General features: G+C 64.1%; 17 protein-coding genes. 13 read left to right on the top strand and 4 right to left on the bottom strand.

Annotated elements, in window-relative coordinates; all coding sequences use genetic code 11:
- Window positions 1-7 precede the first annotated feature (7 nt).
- The 4 genes from HYH07_RS29120 (at window position 8) to HYH07_RS29105 (ending at window position 4,600) form a co-directional block, all read left to right on the top strand.
- Window positions 8-655 (top strand): hypothetical protein, encoded by a 648-nt coding sequence (locus tag HYH07_RS29120; protein ID WP_220005688.1) that lies wholly within the window; start codon window positions 8-10, stop codon window positions 653-655.
- Window positions 656-2,077 (top strand): dihydrolipoyl dehydrogenase, encoded by a 1,422-nt coding sequence (gene lpdA, locus HYH07_RS29115; RefSeq protein WP_057755883.1) that lies wholly within the window; start codon window positions 656-658, stop codon window positions 2,075-2,077.
- Window positions 2,078-2,299: 222 nt separating this feature from the next.
- Entirely contained in the window at window positions 2,300-3,541 is a 1,242-nt protein-coding gene (locus HYH07_RS29110; RefSeq protein WP_220005687.1) for a threonine synthase, read from the top strand.
- 87 nt (window positions 3,542-3,628) lie between these two features.
- Entirely contained in the window at window positions 3,629-4,600 is a 972-nt protein-coding gene (locus HYH07_RS29105) for a tripartite tricarboxylate transporter substrate binding protein BugD (protein WP_220005686.1), read from the top strand.
- Between the two features lie 9 nt (window positions 4,601-4,609).
- On the opposite strand, the gene HYH07_RS29100 is transcribed toward HYH07_RS29105, so the two are convergent.
- From HYH07_RS29100 to HYH07_RS29090, 3 genes are all read right to left on the bottom strand, one after another.
- A complete protein-coding gene (locus HYH07_RS29100) occupies window positions 4,610-4,996 on the bottom strand; it encodes a response regulator transcription factor (protein WP_220005685.1) in 387 nt (128 codons plus the stop codon).
- A gap of 95 nt (window positions 4,997-5,091) precedes the next feature.
- Window positions 5,092-5,751 (bottom strand): response regulator transcription factor, encoded by a 660-nt coding sequence (locus HYH07_RS29095; protein ID WP_220005734.1) that lies wholly within the window; start codon window positions 5,749-5,751, stop codon window positions 5,092-5,094.
- Between the two features lie 8 nt (window positions 5,752-5,759).
- The gene (locus HYH07_RS29090) at window positions 5,760-7,739 is read right to left on the bottom strand and encodes a PAS domain S-box protein (protein ID WP_220005684.1); all 1,980 of its coding nucleotides are present in this window, start codon (window positions 7,737-7,739) and stop codon (window positions 5,760-5,762) included.
- A 1,054-nt stretch (window positions 7,740-8,793) separates the two neighbouring features.
- Here HYH07_RS29090 and HYH07_RS29085 point away from each other — a divergent pair.
- Window positions 8,794-8,982, top strand: coding sequence for a hypothetical protein (locus tag HYH07_RS29085; RefSeq protein WP_057755864.1), 189 nt, complete (start codon window positions 8,794-8,796; stop codon window positions 8,980-8,982).
- Entirely contained in the window at window positions 8,979-9,320 is a 342-nt protein-coding gene (locus HYH07_RS29080; protein WP_220005683.1) for a hypothetical protein, read from the top strand. The genes HYH07_RS29085 and HYH07_RS29080 overlap by 4 nt, the downstream gene beginning before the upstream one ends.
- 69 nt (window positions 9,321-9,389) lie before the next feature.
- On the opposite strand, the gene HYH07_RS29075 is transcribed toward HYH07_RS29080, so the two are convergent.
- Window positions 9,390-11,585 (bottom strand): lytic transglycosylase domain-containing protein, encoded by a 2,196-nt coding sequence (locus HYH07_RS29075; protein WP_220005682.1) that lies wholly within the window; start codon window positions 11,583-11,585, stop codon window positions 9,390-9,392.
- Window positions 11,586-11,911: 326 nt separating this feature from the next.
- Here HYH07_RS29075 and HYH07_RS29070 point away from each other — a divergent pair, with 326 nt between their 5' ends.
- The 7 genes from HYH07_RS29070 to HYH07_RS29040 all read left to right on the top strand — a co-directional run bounded on the left by HYH07_RS29070 (window position 11,912) and on the right by HYH07_RS29040 (window position 15,972).
- Entirely contained in the window at window positions 11,912-13,648 is a 1,737-nt protein-coding gene (locus tag HYH07_RS29070) for an adenylate/guanylate cyclase domain-containing protein (RefSeq protein ID WP_220005681.1), read from the top strand.
- A 106-nt stretch (window positions 13,649-13,754) separates the two neighbouring features.
- Entirely contained in the window at window positions 13,755-13,931 is a 177-nt protein-coding gene (locus HYH07_RS29065) for a hypothetical protein (protein WP_220005680.1), read from the top strand.
- A gap of 218 nt (window positions 13,932-14,149) precedes the next feature.
- Window positions 14,150-14,362: a hypothetical protein gene (locus HYH07_RS29060; RefSeq protein WP_057755855.1), complete on the top strand. Its 213-nt coding sequence runs from the start codon at window positions 14,150-14,152 to the stop codon at window positions 14,360-14,362.
- Between the two features lie 128 nt (window positions 14,363-14,490).
- A complete protein-coding gene (locus HYH07_RS29055; protein WP_057755853.1) occupies window positions 14,491-14,748 on the top strand; it encodes a hypothetical protein in 258 nt (85 codons plus the stop codon).
- A gap of 148 nt (window positions 14,749-14,896) precedes the next feature.
- Window positions 14,897-15,475 (top strand): hypothetical protein, encoded by a 579-nt coding sequence (locus tag HYH07_RS29050; RefSeq protein WP_220005679.1) that lies wholly within the window; start codon window positions 14,897-14,899, stop codon window positions 15,473-15,475.
- Entirely contained in the window at window positions 15,472-15,762 is a 291-nt protein-coding gene (locus HYH07_RS29045; RefSeq protein WP_220005678.1) for a hypothetical protein, read from the top strand. The genes HYH07_RS29050 and HYH07_RS29045 overlap by 4 nt, the downstream gene beginning before the upstream one ends.
- Window positions 15,763-15,765: 3 nt before the next feature.
- Window positions 15,766-15,972, top strand: coding sequence for a CbtB domain-containing protein (locus tag HYH07_RS29040; protein ID WP_220005677.1), 207 nt, complete (start codon window positions 15,766-15,768; stop codon window positions 15,970-15,972).
- Window positions 15,973-15,981 lie beyond the last annotated feature (9 nt).

The following is a 15,981-nucleotide window of genomic DNA, read 5'->3' as shown; positions in this document are numbered from 1 at the left end:
GCGGAGCGTGGCGATGCCGAACTCGCACGCATTTGCGGCGGCAGGTGGTGCAGCGCTCGGCGTGGCCTGGCTGATCGCGCTGCAGCTGACGCTGAGCTACCGGACGACCGAGGAGTTCGGCGTAGTGGCGAGCGCGATTGCGGTCGCTATCGTGCTGGCTGTCGCGGCGTTCGCCCTCGTGCTGCAGAAGTCGGGACGCGAACGCGACATGACGCTGGCCGCGCTGGTGCTCGCGGTAGCGACGCTATTGTTTTCCGGCTGGTCGATGTGGATGAATGCTGTCGATGCGCGCTCGACCAATCCGTTTCCGAGCGACCATCGCGATGCGCAGATCGTACTGGAATTCCTGTTGCCGGGCCTTATCGGCTTGATGGTGGTCTGGCGCATGCTGGTGCGCTCGCACCGGATTGCGACTGGTCGCGATCCGCGCACATGCTGGCCGTGGATCACGATGAGTTTGGGGCTGGCGCTCGTGTTCAATCCCGCCGGCATCGAGCTGGTCGGCTCGGCGGTCGCGCCCTCCGGCAGCGACTGGCTGGCCGGTCTGTGGCGCATCATCGTCGGGGTCGCGGCCGCCGTGCTTGCTGTCCTCGGCATCATCGAATACGCGCTGCGTGCGCGTCGTTTACGTTTACCGGTTCAGGCGGAGGTTTGAGTGGCCGACACGTCTTTCGACATCATCATCATCGGCTCCGGTCCCGGCGGCTATGTCACCGCGATCCGCGCCGCCCAGCTCGGCTTCAAGACGGCGATCGTCGAGAAGTCCTATCTCGGCGGCATCTGTCTGAACTGGGGCTGCATCCCGACCAAAGCGCTGCTTCGTTCGGCCGAGATCTATCACTATATGCAGCACGCCAAGGACTATGGCCTGTCCGCCGAGAAGGTCTCGTTCGATCCAAAGGCCGTGGTGCAGCGCTCGCGCGGCGTCTCCAAGCGGCTGAACGACGGTGTCGGCTTCCTGATGAAGAAGAACAAGGTCAGCGTGATCTGGGGCGCCGCCTCGATCGACGCGCCCGGCAAGATCACCGTGAAGAAGTCCGACGTCGAGGGTCCCAAGGGTTCGCTGGGCGAGGGCACCTATCAGGCCAAGCACATCATTGTCGCGACCGGCGCGCGGCCGCGCGTGCTGCCGGGCCTCGAGCCCGACAAGAAGCTGGTCTGGACCTATTTCGAGGCGATGGTGCCGGAGCGGATGCCGAAGTCGCTGCTGGTGGTCGGCTCCGGCGCGATCGGCATCGAGTTCGCCTCGTTCTTCCACACCATGGGTTCTGACGTCACCGTCGTCGAGGTGCTGCCGCAGATCCTCCCCGTCGAGGACGCGGAGATCGCGGGCCTTGCGCGCAAGCGGCTGGAGAAACAGGGCATCAAGATCATGTCCTCCACCAAGGTGACGAAGCTCGAGAAGAAAGCCGACAGCGTTGTCGCCACCATCGATGACGGCAAGGGCAAGCCCATCACATCGGAGTTCGAGCGCGTGATCTCGGCGGTCGGCGTCGTCGGCAATATCGAGAATCTCGGCCTCGAAAAGCTCGGCGTGAAGACCGAGCGCGGCTGTATCGTCATCGACGGCTACGGCAAGACCAACGTCCCAGGCATCTACGCCATCGGCGACGTCGCGGGCCCCCCGATGCTCGCCCACAAGGCCGAGCATGAGGGCGTGATCTGCATCGAGGCGATCAAGGGCCTGCATCCGCATCCCATGGACAAGAACATGATCCCGGGCTGCACCTATTGCCATCCGCAGGTCGCGTCCGTCGGTCTGACCGAAGCCAAGGCCAAGGAGAGCGGCCGCGAGATCCGCGTCGGCCGTTTCCCCTTCGTCGGCAACGGCAAGGCGATCGCGCTCGGCGAAGACCAGGGCCTGGTCAAGGTGATCTTCGACAAGAAGACCGGCCAGCTCCTGGGGGCCCACATGGTCGGCGCCGAGGTCACCGAATTGATCCAGGGCTATGTCGTCGCCATGAACCTGGAGACGACGGAAGAAGAGCTGATGCACACGGTGTTCCCGCATCCGACCCTGTCGGAGATGATGAAGGAAGCCGTGCTGGATGCTTATGGACGGGTGTTGAATATTTAGCCGCGGGCGAGGACGGCACCATCCCCGTCCCGTCATCCTGAGGTGCGAGGTCAGCGGTGCAAAGCACCGTTGGCCGAGCCTCGAAGGATGAACGGCCGAGATGTAGCAGCCGGGCTCGTCGCCCTTCGAGGCTCTCCACACGGCGCGTTGCGCCGCATGAAGAGCACCTCAGGGTGACGGGTCTGATAGCGAAACATGAGAACAAGAAGAGGGATTGACCCCATGCACGACAACGACAACCTCACCATCGAGCGCCCGACCTTCGTCACGCATCTCGAATGCGCCATGGAAGGCGATCATTACGCCGCCGATCAGGTCCACAATCTCTCCAAGGCCGGCAAGCCGCTGCTGGTGCGCTACGACCTTGCCGGCGTGAAGAAGGCGCTGACGAAAGACGCGCTAGCCCAACGTCCCGGCGACATGTGGCGCTACCGCGAGCTGCTTCCCGTGCGCAAATGCCAGGACATCGTCTCGCTCGGCGAGGTCACGACGCCGCTGATCCGGCTGCCGAAGCTCGGCAAGAAGCTCGGCGGCGGCGAAATCATCGTCAAGGACGAAGGGCGCCTGCCAACCGGCTCGTTCAAGGCGCGCGGCCTGGTCATGGCGGTGTCGATGGGCAAGGCGCTCGGCATCAAGCACATGGCGATGCCGACCAACGGCAATGCCGGCGCGGCGCTCGCGGCTTACGCGACGTCCTGCGGCATCAAGACCACGATCTTCTGCCCGGCCGATACGCCCGAGGTGAATGTCAGCGAGATCGAGCTGCAGGGCGCCACCGTCTACCGCGTCAACGGCTATATCGACGATTGCGGCAAGATCGTCGGCGAGGGCAAGGCGAAAGTCGGCTGGTTCGACACCTCCACCTTGAAGGAGCCGTACCGCATTGAAGGCAAGAAGACGATGGGCCTGGAGCTCGCCGAGCAGCTCGGCTGGGACGTGCCCGACGTGATCTTCTATCCGACGGGCGGCGGCACCGGCCTGATCGGCATGTGGAAGGCGTTCGACGAGCTGGAGAAGATCGGCTTCATTGGTTCAAAGCGCCCGCGCATGGTCGCGGTGCAGGCCTCCGGCTGCGCGCCGATGGTGCGGGCCTATGAGGCCGGCACCGAGCACGCCACGCGCTGGGAGGACGCCCACACCATCGCTTCAGGCATTCGCGTGCCGCAGGCGATCGGCGATTTTCTGATTCTGCGCGCCGTGCGCGAGAGCAAGGGTTTTGCCATTGCGGTCGACGACGACAAGATCTCGTCGGCGCTGAACGAGGTCGCGCGCGAGGAGGGGCTCTTGCTCTGCCCAGAGGGCGCTGCAACCTACGCCGCCTACAAGGAGAGCCTTGCCGACGGCCGCGTTTCGAAGGGCGACCGCGTCATGCTGTTCAACTGCGCCACCGGCCTGAAATATCCGCTGCCGCCGGTCACCCGCACGCTCGATCGCCACAAGCCGATCGACTATTCGCAGTTCTGAGGCGTCATTTCGTCTCTTCACGAACGATCGCTCTTCCCGTACGCGGGAAGAGACTGAAACAAGAACGATATCGTCGAGGAGACCACAATGAACAAGGCCGTCTGGGCCGGGCTGATCGGTATTCTCGCTCTCGCCGGCCTCGCGCGCGCCGACGAATATCCCTCGCATCCGATCACCATCATCGTTCCCTTTGCAGCCGGCGGCCCGTCTGATGCGATGGCGCGGGTGCTCGCCGAGCGGATGCGCCAATCGCTCGGCCAGGCGCTGGTGGTCGAGAACGTCACCGGCGCCGGCGGCTCGATCGGCGTGGGGCGCGCCGTGCATTCGCCGCCTGACGGCTACACCATCTCCTTCGGCCATCTCGGCACCCACGTCGCAAACGGTGCCGTCTACAAGCTCAACTACGACCTCGTCGCCGATCTCGAACCGGTGGTGCTCTTGCCGAGCAACCCGATGATCGTGGTCAGCAAGAACGCCGTGCCCGCGAAATCGCTGAAGGAGCTGCTGGACTGGCTGAAGGCGCGGCCGACGCCGCCGACCGCCGGGACGGCCGGCGCCGGCTCGGGCAGTCACATCGCCGGCGTCTATTTCGAAAGCGTCTCCGGTATCAAGCTGCAATACGTGCCGTATCGCGGCACCGCGCCGGCGTTGAACGATCTGATCGCCGGCCAGATCGACATCATCGTCGACCAGACCTCCAATTCCATCAATCAGGTCCGCGCCGGTACCATCCGCGCCTACGCCGTCACCGACGACAAGCGCCTCGCCTCGGCGCCCGACATCCCGACCGCGGATGAAGCGGGCCTGAAAGGCTTCAACATGACGCTGTGGTCCGGCATGTGGGTGCCGAAGGGCACGCCGAAGGAGATCGTCGCCAAGCTCAATGCCGCCGCCGTTGACGCGTTGAACGATCCCGCCGTGAAGAAGCAGCTTGAAAGCCAGGGCCTCGAGATGACGCCCAAGGATCAGCTCACCCCGGAGGCACTCGGCATCAGGCAGAAGGCCGAGATCGCGAAATGGTGGCCGATCATCAAGGCGGCGAAGATCTCGGTGGAGTGAGGCGGAACGTCACTCCGTGACGTCGTCACCTGCTGCCAACGCCCACTGCAGGCATTTCATCAGGTCGGCGGGGACGAACGGCTTGCGGAGACAACAGATTGCTCCGGCTTCGAGCGCCCGGATGTGAAGGCTCTCATCCGGGAAACCTGTGATCAAGATGAACGGGGTGGCCGAACCCTGCGCGCGCATCTGCGTCAACAAATCGATTCCGGTCTGGGACGGCATATGCATGTCGGCGACGATGCAGGAGGTGCGCTTGGAATCGCTCGAGCTCAAGAATTCTTGGGCCGAGGCGAATGTGTGGACCATATACCCGCGCGACCGCAAGAGATTGTTGATCGCCTCCCGCACGTAGGGGTCATCATCAAGTACCGAAATGACCGAAGCCGCTGACAAGACGTCCGCTCCTCGCCCGGGATTACGCTTGCCGTCGCGACGGCCCAATCTAAACACGCAGGGTGGACCTGCCACTCGCCATTGCAAACTCATACTTAGGTTTGTACGTCGGGCCGGCCGGGCCGAATGCCGAGCGCCTCACTCATTCTCACGAGGTCGGCCAGGGACTTCGCCCCCATTTTGCGCATGATCTGGCCGCGATAGATCTTCACGGTAATTTCGGCCAATCCGAGTTGGGCGGCCACTTGCTTGTTCATCAGGCCGGACGTCACCAGAGCCAATACGTCCCGCTCGCGCGAGGTGAGTGACTCGAAGCGTGATCTGACGTTCGAGACCGTCTTGTTGAGATCGCGCCGCTTGCGGTCTCGCTCGATCGCGGCCTGGACTGCGTCCAGGATATCCTGGTCGCGGACCGGCTTGGTCAGGAAATCGATCGCGCCGCCTTTCATGGCCCGTACGGTCATGGGAATGTCAGCGTGACCGGTGATGAAGATGATCGGCGTGTGGATGTTGGCCTTGGCCAGATCGGACTGCAGCTCAAGGCCGCTGACTCCGGGCAGGCGGATGTCAAGCACCAGGCAACTCGGCACCTGCGGTGGCTTGGCCTGGAGGAGCTGCGGCGCCGAGCCAAACGCTTCGACCTTGAGGCCAACCGATTCGAAGAGGTTGGTGAGCGCACGGCGCATGGAGGCGTCGTCGTCGACGACGTAGACAATCGGCTGATCACCGTTCTCATGGGGCGGCGAAGGCGCCATGCGATCGCTCACGATGCTTCCTCTCGATAGAGGGGCAGGGTGATCTGAAACGTCGCGCCGCCAGATTGGTTCGACGCGGCGGAAAGTCGTCCGCCGTGGATCTCGATGATGGAGCGGCAGATCGGCAGCCCCATCCCTATGCCGCCGGATTTCGTGGTGAAGAACGGGGTGAACAGGCGGTCTACCGCCTGTTCGTCGATGCCGACGCCGCAGTCGGCGACGCTCACCACCATCGCGTCGTCGCCATCCGCCGCCGAGCGGATCGTCAGCTTGCGCGGACGGTCACGGACGTCTTCCATGGCCTCGATCCCGTTCATGATCAGATTGATCAGGACCTGCTGCAGCTGGATCCGATCGCCAAAGATCTTGGGCAGGGCCGACGACAGCTCCATCCGCACCGACACGGCATGGTTGGCCATCTCGCGCTGGACGAGTGCGACGGCCTCGCGCACGATCAAGTTGGGGTCGAGCGGACCCATTTCGATTTCGGTTCGTTTGGCGAGCGCCCGAATGTGACGGATGACGTCGCTGGCACGCTTGCAATCCTCGGTGATCCACTCCACGGAGCGGCGCGCCGCCTTGAGATCGGGCGGATTGCGCTGCAGCCACGCCACACAGGCGTCGGCGTTTGCAATCACGGCAGCGAGTGGCTGGTTGATTTCATGGGCGATCGAAGCAGTCAGTTCGCCCAGTGTCGTGATGCGCGCGACATGAGCCAGCTCGGCTTGGGCCTTGCGCAGCGCCTCTTCGGCCTGGTCGGCGCGGATGGCCGCAGTCACGTCGGTGCAGACGCCACGATAGCCGAGAAAGTTTCCGTCGGCATCGAAGAACGGCTTGCCACTGGTCCGAACGTAGATGGTCTGCCCGTTGCGGTCCCTGCTGCGATACACCAGGTCGCGGAACGGGATGTGGGCGTCGAGTGCCGCGCGATGTTGTCGCCATTTTTCCGGCTCGAGATCGGCGTCCGGCGCAATGTCCCAACGGGTAAGCCCAATCACGCCCGCCGGGGCGGTGGTATCTGAGTGTTCCGATATAAGGGTCACGCGGTGGTCTGGCCCCGTCTCCCAGAACCAGTCGGATGCGGTTTCGGCATAATCGCGAAAGCGCTGTTCGCTCTCGCGCAGCTTGCGCTCTGCCTCTTTGGTCGCCGTAATGTCGCTCACCGACCCCACGAACTCGACGTGGCCGGCAGAATCTCGTGTAGCCCGGGCCACCGCTCGGACGTACTTGATGGAGCCATCGGGCATCACGAGCCGGTATTCGTGGTCGTAGTCCTTTCCCTCGCGCGCTGCCTGACCTGTGGTCCGCTGCACGGCGAGGCGGTCCTCCGGATGGATCCGCTGGAGCATGACCGGGATCTGCGGCTTGGAACCCTCATCGCACTGGAAGATGCGATACGTCTCCCTGGACCATGTGATCTCGCGGGTTGCTGCCTTCCAGCCGAAACTGCCGGTGTGGCTCAATTCCTGCGCCTGAGCGAGATAGGCTTCGCTCTGCCGCAGAGCATTCTCCGCTTCCTTGCGCTCAGTGATGTTCTCGCAGGCGACCAACACGACCGGCGAGCCGTCGGCCCGCAGCATGGTCTTGGCGTTCTCGCGGACCCAGAGTACCGAGCCGTCCCTGCGAACCTTCCGGATCTCCCAGGTGTGGGACTGATCGACGGTCTCGAGGCACAGCGCAACACAGGCGCGGACAAAATCGCGATCCTCGGCGAAGAAGACATCCAGTACCGATCGGCCGATCAGCTCTGCGGCCGTGTAGCCCAGTTGCGCGGCGCCGAACGTGTTCACGTTGATAACGGTTCCGGCCGGATCGACCATGAAGTACATGACCGGATTGTGCTCGAAGACCTGCTGCCATTGTTTGACCGCTTCGAGCTGGCCATCATCGGGCTCGGCGCGCGGCTTAGTGGCGACAGCTTGCCTGACGCAGTCGACGAGGAATTGCGCGGCTGACTTCCCGAACGTGGCTGCCTGGCCAGGTTTCATCGCAGACGCTCCCGGCACTCTCTGCGTGAACACGAGTAGAGCACGTTGGCGCAAGAGGAGCAATTCCGGCCAAAGCCGGATGGCCGTGATGAAGTTCGTCCTTGAATTGACCTGTCGCCGCTTCGGCTATCCAGGCAGATCAGGTAGCCGCGTCAGCAGGGGTTTTCACCGTGACCGTGCAGCCGGAGCATTTTGCGCCGTCTCGTTGAACAAGAATGAGCGCGGAAGCCCCGGGCGAATACGGACAAACGTAGGTATAGCTCTTCCAACCCTAGTCATGTCGGTCATTTACCTCCGTACAGTTGAGCACTTCATGCCCGGCTGACTACCCTCACGGCCAATCGGGAGTGTCGACCAGCCAGTCGCGGCGAGCGCAACCGCAAGCAACAGAGGGAGACAACAATGTGTCATGCATCCGTACTTCCCGAGGTTGGCCAACCTGTCTCCAGACCGTGCTCTTCTGCCAACGGCTGTGCGGTGTGTGGCGGTAAATTTGGCTTGATCCGCTACTACTCGTGGCGCACTGCGCTCTGCTCAAAAATGTGTGTCGATCGCTTCCGATCCCGCCGCGAACGCGACCGCCGGTGGTTGTTTCGGGCTCAGTTCGCGCGAGGCTGAACTAGAGAGCTGACATCATTCCGCAGGCCTGATCCGGAGCCCATGTCTTGAACCGCTCATGCAAGCTCTTGTGCTCAATCGTTCTCTGCTGCTCCACCGCGACAATCCAGGCGCAGGAGAGCGGAAACGGTGCCGTCCATCGCCGGCATCCGCCCCAGGACCAGGCCCTGCACGAGAAATTCTACTCGACCTGGCGCATGCCGGATAACCCGAGCCTCAGTTGCTGCAACAGCGCCGATTGCTATCCAACCGATATCAAGTACGTCGACGGCCAGATCTATGCGCGGCGGAGGGAGGACGGAAGATACATCCGGGTCCCGCCGCAGAAGGTGGAGCAAAACAGGGATAATCCAGACGGCCGAAGCCATCTTTGCGCTCCACCGCCCGCACTGTCTCCGTTGGACAGCGTTTACTGCTTCGCTTTGGGAGGTGCCACGTGAGATTCGCCTTCGTGCTGGTGAACGATCGGACGCCGTTCCGGCAGGCGTGGTGCATGCAATGCTGCGAGCCGATCAGCGGCAGCTATCTTCGCGAGATGGCGACCCGTCTGCCGTACTGCGACTATCAATGTTACGCGTTGTTCTGCGAGGCTCTTGCAGAAGATCGCGTGAGGGTGGCCTCATGAACTTCGTGCTGGTCAATCACGAGCCTCCGCCAAGCGCGGCGACGTGCGGCACATGCTCGCGGTCGATCCGATCAGGCTATGTCCGGCATGTACGGACACAGCGCCATTACTGTGACTATGATTGCTATCGTCGAGGCGAGCTTTTGACGCTGTGGATGCCATGGTCGATGCCTGGGCGCAGCGCGACGGCCACCGGGAACATGATCGAGATGTTGGTGATGCTGAGCGCCGTCTCGTGCTGGACCTGCACGATGCAGTTCTGGACCATCGCGAGAGCTTTGACCGGCGCATATCTGGACGGGCGCGATCTGATCACGACGGAAGGAGGTGACACCTAGCTGCGCGACTCGCGCGGAAGCCGCAGCAACGTGACCTCGTCGGCGCCCCTTCAGCCCCGGTGGCGCCGGTTAGGGAGCGGGTGCTGCGGCTGCCACGGGTGCCGTTGCGTTGAGTTCCTGCGTCACCACGCGCTGATCGGTCTTGCCGGCGACAGCGCCGCTGCCTTCGAAGCGGGCGCGATACACCAGCACGTTCTCCATCACCCGCTGCACGTAGTTGCGTGTCTCGGACAGCGGGATGCGCTCGACCCAGTCAACCGGATCGATCTTGGGATCTCTGGGGTCGCCATGCGCCTGCACCCATTCACGCACGCGGCCGCGGCCGGCATTGTAGCCGGCGAAAGTCATGATCTGGTTGCCGCGATATTCGGACAGCAGCGCGCTGAGCTCGGCCGCACCCATCTGCGTGTTGTAGACGGGGTCGGAGACCATTTTGTCCCAGTCATAGGTCACGCCGAAGCGCCTGGCCGTGTCGCGGCCGGCTTCCGGCGTCACCTGCATCAGGCCGACCGCATTGGCGGACGACTTGTCGCGCTGGTTGAACGAGCTCTCGGTGCGCGCCACCGAATAGATCACGCTGGTCTCGATCGCAGGCGCGACCTGCTTGTGCTCGGGGATGCCGATGGTCGGGAAGGCGTAGTGGTCGAGCGCGAGGCCGTGGGCCAACGCCGACTTGCCGACCTCCAGCATCACGCGCGCATCGTTGCGCTGGCCGGCGAGCTCGCCAAGTGCCGCGAGCGCGGCGGCGTCGGTGCTCTCCCGGGCGAAATCTTCGGCGTAGTAGAACACCATATCGCGTTCGCCGATGGCGTAGAGCATGTCGGCGGCGCGCACGCGCTCATCTGCAGCCTGCGTGTCGGCGGCGGCCAGCACGGGCGAGGGGGCGCGCAGCTCCAGCCCCTCGAGGCCGAGCCGCGCACGGGCGAGCTGGCCGTAATAGGCGGTCGGATAGCGCGCGGCGGCCTTGTAGCTCGCTTGCGCGTCGGCGACGGCTCCCATGGCTTCAGCCGCACGGCCGCGCCAGTAATGGCCTCGCGACAGCGCCAGTGGATTGGGCGATCCCTCGTCGATGGAGGCGAAGTGCATCATCGCGGTTTTGGGATCGTCGAGATAGCGCAGCGCGATCCAGCCGCACATGAAGTGATAGTCGACGCGGTAGACTTCCATCGCCGGCACCGCGGCTGCGCGCACCACGTCGTAGGCGGCCTGGAACTTGCCCTGGTCGAGCAGCTTTCGCGCGAGCAGGCGGCGCTCGCGCCACCATGCGTCTGTGTCCTGCGCCGCCATCGTCTCGGGCGCGGCGGCGAGGATCACCTCGGCTGCATCGTCGATGTGATCCTTCTGCAGGTGCCATTGTGCGCGGCACAGCACGTAGCCGAGATCGCGGCGCGCGTCTTGAGGCACGTCCTCGAGATAATCCTTGGCCTTGTTCTCCTTGCCGTTGACGGCGGCGCAGGCCTTGACGATCGCGAGGGAATCTTCGCCAAGACGTTTTGCGGCGCGCCTTGCGCCGGCATAGTCCTTGGCGCCGAGGCGCTTGTCCATCCGGGCGCGATGGTCTTCGGGCCGCAACAAATCGTGGAACGCTTCGTAGGAATCCTCCTCGCTGCGCTCGGACAGTTCGTCCGAGCGCCAGGCTTCGCGCACGAGGCGCGTCGCCCCGTCGTTGTCGCCCTCGGCGAACAGCACCCGCGCGAGCGCGAAATTGCCTTTGGCGCTGATCGGCCGGTCCATCGTGAAGGCGTGGACGGTTGCCGCGTCGCTCTTCTCCTGCCACAGCCGGGCCTCGGCGCGCTTGCGCAGCAGCACGGCGCTCGGCCAGTCCGGATTGGCGGCGAGGAAGGCGGCGTAGCGCTTGAAGGGGGCGGTACTCTCGGAATGGCGCAGCATGAACCAGTCGGCGAGCTTTTGTCCGGCGGGATCGGCAATGCGGTCGCGCGCCGCTGTCGCATCGTCGGTCTTGCCCTTGCGTGCGAGGTCGATCGCATCCTTCAGCGCGGCGAGGTCGCCGGTCAGAGCCGGCGGCGCGGGCTTGTCCGCGGGCTCGTCCCGCTTCTTCGACCTGCGCCTGGCCTCGGCATTTTTGCGGTGCTTGCCGGATGCAGCATGCCGTTGCTTGCCGGTTTTCGCTTCGTGCGTCTTCTTGGACGCAGACGATTTGGACGCGGATGATTTGTGACCGCTCTTCGCCGCCAGCCCGGTGGGAAGGAGGGTCAAAGCGGCCACGGCAACGACACACGCGAGCGAGCGTAGGCACTGGTTCATTCGATGGTCCCCCTGCGAAACCACTACAAACCAAGGTCCGCGACGACATGCGGCTTGAGAATCAAGAACAACATCAAAACGATGCCATGACATCGTTTCGCATTCCGCACGCTCGTTCAACAATGCGGCAAAATACGGATTGGAACTCGCGGAACTCAGAAACGGCGGAAGTGGTGGTTCCTTAACCTTTATTATAACGAAACGGGACTCGCGCGACGGTTGCGCGCAGCCTTGGGCGCCAAACCGGCCCGATTGCGCGTGTTCCCGGCGAAAATCCGGTGTATTGAGGGTTCCATAGATCCTTCTTCAGCCTTTGCCCGCATCTCATGCCGCTTTTCAATCAGTCGATCCGGCGCAAGATCGTCGGCATTGCCCTCGGATTGATCGTCCTGATGGTGATCACCTCGATCCTGTCGATGGTGATGTCGAGCCAGGTCGGCATTCTCCTGGACGAGCTGACCGGCCGCTACATCCCGGCCTATGGCGATCTGGCGCGGGCCAACATCCGCTCGCTGGAGCGGTCGGTGGCGTTGCGGCGGATGGTCATGGCGAAGATGCAGGATTCCTCGGACGAGCAGGCCTATGCGGCCCGCCTGAAGGAGTTCGAGGAAGCCGACCGCAAGATCGAGGAAGAGACGTCGGCCGCGCAAAAGCTCATCAACGCGATCATCGAGGATCCGAGGACGCCGTCGGACAATGCCGCGCTGGCGCGGATCGACACGCGCATCGAGACAGCCGTGACCGAGCTGCGCCAGGGCATGAACGAGGACCACGCCAAACTCCTCAAGCAGATCGACGCCAAGCAGATGCCGGAGGCACGCAGCACGCTCGAGCACATCGATGCGCTGCGCGATCAGTTCAACCAGCGGATCGATGCGGTCCGCACCGACATGCTCAAGCAGGTCTATGCGAGCACCTCGACGGTGGTCGGCCACCAGCGACAGGCGATCATCATCTCCGGCGTCGTAACGCTGCTCGCCGCGGTCGTCGGATTTGCCTTTGCGCTGCTTGTCTCCGGCGGCATCACCCGTCCGGTGCGGCTGCTGCTCGCGGGTGCCCGGGAGGTCGAGGCCGGCCGCTTCGACAAGAGCATCACCGTCTCGACTCAGGACGAGATCGGCGAGCTCGCCGCCGCCTTCAACCGCATGATCGAGCAGCTGCGCCACAACGAGCGGATCCGCGAGACCTTTGGCCGCTACATCGATCCCAAGGTGGTGCAGGGCCTGATCGACCGGCCGGAGGTCGCCATCGACGGCCAGCGCCGGGTGATGACCATCATGTTCTGCGACATGAGCGGCTTCACCGCGATGAGCGAGGGCATGACCCCGCGTGGCCTCGTCAAGGTCATGAACCACTATTTCACGTTGATGTCCGCTCCGATCCGCAACAACCGCGGCGTCATCGACAAATATATCGGCGATGCCATCATGTCCTATTGGGGCCCGCCCTTCATCGAGGAGGACGAGCAGGCGCTGCTCGCGGGCCTGTCCGCCATCGACATGGCCGACCAGGTGCCCGCGCTGCAGAAGCAGCTGCCGGACCTGCTCGGCATCCGGGCCATGCCGGTGGCCTGCGACCTGCGCATCGGCATCGCCACCGGCGAGGTCCTGACCGGCAGCATCGGCTCCGAGCTGATGATGAGCTTTACGGTGATGGGCGATGCCGTGAACCTTGCCTCGCGCCTCGAGGCCGTGAACAAGATCTACGGTACCCGAATCCTAATCTCGCAGGCGACCGCCGCGGCGATTGGATCCCGGCTCGAATTGCGCGAGATCGACCGCCTCGCGGTGGTCGGCCAGAGCGTGCCGCAGCCGGTGTTCGAGGTGATGGGCCGGGCAGGCGCGCTCACCGCCTCGCAGGAAGGGCTGCGCGCGCACTACGCCGAAGGCCTTGCCGGCTATCGCGCCTGCCGCTTCACCGAGGCACGCTCGGCATTCAACGCGGCGCTGCAGAGCGTCCCCAGCGACGGCCCGTCGCTGGCGATGCTCGCGCGCATCGTGCAGTTCGAGACCGCGCCGCCGGCGGCCGATTGGGACGGTGCCTGGCGCATGGACAGCAAATAACTGTCCGCGCCGGGAATAATTTATTCTACCTTATAACGATGTTGGCCGTGACCCATTTTCCGGGCTTAGGTTTGTTGTCCCTCAGGCGTTTGACGGGGACACGCCGATGACAGAACTAGAGGACAGGCTGGAGCGTTTCGAGACGCTCAACGCCGAATGCGAGCTGATTGCCAAGCTTGCGACCGACAGCCACAAGCGCGAATTCTACCTGAAGCTTTCGGAGCAGTACCGTCAGCTTGCGGTCGACATGCGCCTGGCGATCGCGGCCAAGGCTGCCGCCTGACGCCCGGGCGGAGCTTGCGACCAGGAACGAGGCACGATGTTCCGCATCGTTGTCTTACGAGAGGTCGTGCAATCGCAATCCGTTCTTAATAATTGAGACCCATCCTTGATGAGGTCCGGGGATTCGCGCGTTGCGGTTCCCGGCGATGGGAATGCCTGGGGCAAGGTTGCCATGCAATGTTGCCCGCGAACGTCACTCGTCCTATGGTTGGACATCCCATGCGTCTGCTTGCGGTCGCCCTGTTCGCGCTTTTGACGGCAGCCTGTGACCAGGAGCAGGACGTCACTGGCTCGACCCCGCTCTGCCCGATGCGCAGCTACAGCTCCTACAATCCCCGCGACATGAACCAGTGTGTGGCCGCCTGCAAGGCCTGCGACCACGGCAACACCGTCACCTGCACGACCGCCTGCACGCTCCACGGTGCGCGCTAAAGCAAGGGCGCGGCACCTCATATGATCCGGCCGGTTGGGGAACCAAGGGGCTGACGGTGCCTCCGCACCGGAACGATTCACATGGGCTAATCATTAGAGGAGGGCGGCAGGACGCGGAGACCTAAGGAATGGGTATGCTCGATCCCGGTCGGTTTCTGGTGTCGTGCTCGCATTGCGAAGCATGGCCGATGGCGGCCAATGTCAAACGTTCGAGCTGGTCGGCGCAGCCGCACGAGGTCAGCTTTGTCTGCCCGCGCTGTCGCCGCGAGGAAACCGCCATCATCTCCGCCTCCGGTGAGCTCACTCCCATCAAGCGGATCGACGCTCCGCCGCGCGACGTCACCACGGCCTGGGCTCAAGCCCAGCGCCCGAGAGGGCGTGCGTAGCGCGCCCGTCTTCAACTAAATGAGAGGGCGTGCGTAGCGCCCGTCTTCAACCAACGCGAGGGCGAGCATAGGGCGTCCGTGCCACGGCTTGGGGCCGGTTGGCGGAGTTGTCCGACAATGTGGTAGGATCGCTGCCGGGAGATTGTCCATGGCCCTCACCAACCTGCCGCCGCATTCCGACCATGTCAGGCTTCACCCCGTCGCGCCGCATGGTGTCGCTCTGTTCTGCCTTGCGCTGCTGACTGTGTCCTGCGCGCTGGCGAGCTTTGCGCTTGCTTGTGCGACGCCGTTTGCGGCGTTCGCGGTCGTGGCTGTGGCCGCGCTGTCGCAGCGTCAGGCGCTGCTGGTTGTCACCGCCACGTGGCTGGCGAACCAATGCATCGGCTTCGGCGCGCTGCACTATCCCCTTGATGCCGGCACCATCGCCTGGGGCCTTGTGATCGGCGCCGCTGCGCTTGTTGCGACCGCCGCCGCATCGACGATGCTTCGCATCCTGGCACAGCTTCGAACGCCGCTGACGCTGGCCATTGCCCTCGTCGCCGCCTATACGGCCTATGAGCTTGCGCTGTTCGCCGCGACGCCGTTCCTTGGCGGGCAGGGCGCCTTCACGGCGGCCATCGTCTCGCGGATCGGGCTCACCTGCGCGATCTGGCTCGCGGGCCTCGTCGCCGTCTGCGAGTTCGCCCGCCTGATCGGCTCCCTCGGGCGGGGACGCGCAACCGCTTGAGCAGCGAAGCCCGTTGGCGCGACGATATCGCCTCACTGGTGTTTCCCGTGGCCGGACACGGCGCAATCTGCGCCGTGCACCGGGGCGCTTTCCGGACGCTGCTCGGCACCGAGCCCACGCCGGAGGCCTGCCTCGGCTATTTCCGGCGATTTGAGGCCGCCTTTCGCACGGCCGCCGACGCCAAGATCGCCCGCAGGGACATTTTGCCCGGGACAAGCCTGCATCTTACCAGTCGCGATATCGCCCGGAAGCTGCTAGAAGAGCCGCAAATCGCCAATGGAGAATAGACCATGAGCCAGTCCCAGCTCGCCAACGCGCAAGTCCCGGCCCAGATCACGCTTCCGGTCGCCGCAGGGCAGGTGGGACGGCTGTCGCAGGCGCTGATGGCCATGGTGCTCGGCGCGTTCGTGATCGGCATGGTCGGCTTCTCCCACATCGACGTCGTCCACAACGCCGCCCACGACGTGCGGCACTCGAACGCGTTCCCCTGCCACTAACCTTGATGG

Origin of the sequence: Bradyrhizobium sp. BR 10261, from assembly GCF_019455395.1 — a bacterium.
Lineage (GTDB): Bacteria > Pseudomonadota > Alphaproteobacteria > Rhizobiales > Xanthobacteraceae > Bradyrhizobium > Bradyrhizobium manausense.
This window is presented reverse-complemented; position numbering and strand designations above follow the sequence as displayed.

What these genes read in the sequence shown, in the direction of transcription:
- HYH07_RS29075 (WP_220005682.1), bottom strand. Translation starts at nt 11,585, where the DNA reads ATGAACCAGTGCCTACGCTCGCTCGCGTGTGTCGTTGCCGTGGCCGCT.
- HYH07_RS29050 (WP_220005679.1), top strand. Translation starts at nt 14,897, where the DNA reads ATGGCCCTCACCAACCTGCCGCCGCATTCCGACCATGTCAGGCTTCAC.
- HYH07_RS29105 (WP_220005686.1), top strand. Translation starts at nt 3,629, where the DNA reads ATGAACAAGGCCGTCTGGGCCGGGCTGATCGGTATTCTCGCTCTCGCC.
- HYH07_RS29070 (WP_220005681.1), top strand. Translation starts at nt 11,912, where the DNA reads ATGCCGCTTTTCAATCAGTCGATCCGGCGCAAGATCGTCGGCATTGCC.
- HYH07_RS29095 (WP_220005734.1), bottom strand. Translation starts at nt 5,751, where the DNA reads ATGGCGCCTTCGCCGCCCCATGAGAACGGTGATCAGCCGATTGTCTAC.
- HYH07_RS29080 (WP_220005683.1), top strand. Translation starts at nt 8,979, where the DNA reads ATGAACTTCGTGCTGGTCAATCACGAGCCTCCGCCAAGCGCGGCGACG.
- HYH07_RS29040 (WP_220005677.1), top strand. Translation starts at nt 15,766, where the DNA reads ATGAGCCAGTCCCAGCTCGCCAACGCGCAAGTCCCGGCCCAGATCACG.
- HYH07_RS29110 (WP_220005687.1), top strand. Translation starts at nt 2,300, where the DNA reads ATGCACGACAACGACAACCTCACCATCGAGCGCCCGACCTTCGTCACG.
- HYH07_RS29055 (WP_057755853.1), top strand. Translation starts at nt 14,491, where the DNA reads ATGGGTATGCTCGATCCCGGTCGGTTTCTGGTGTCGTGCTCGCATTGC.
- HYH07_RS29065 (WP_220005680.1), top strand. Translation starts at nt 13,755, where the DNA reads ATGACAGAACTAGAGGACAGGCTGGAGCGTTTCGAGACGCTCAACGCC.
- HYH07_RS29090 (WP_220005684.1), bottom strand. Translation starts at nt 7,739, where the DNA reads ATGAAACCTGGCCAGGCAGCCACGTTCGGGAAGTCAGCCGCGCAATTC.
- HYH07_RS29060 (WP_057755855.1), top strand. Translation starts at nt 14,150, where the DNA reads ATGCGTCTGCTTGCGGTCGCCCTGTTCGCGCTTTTGACGGCAGCCTGT.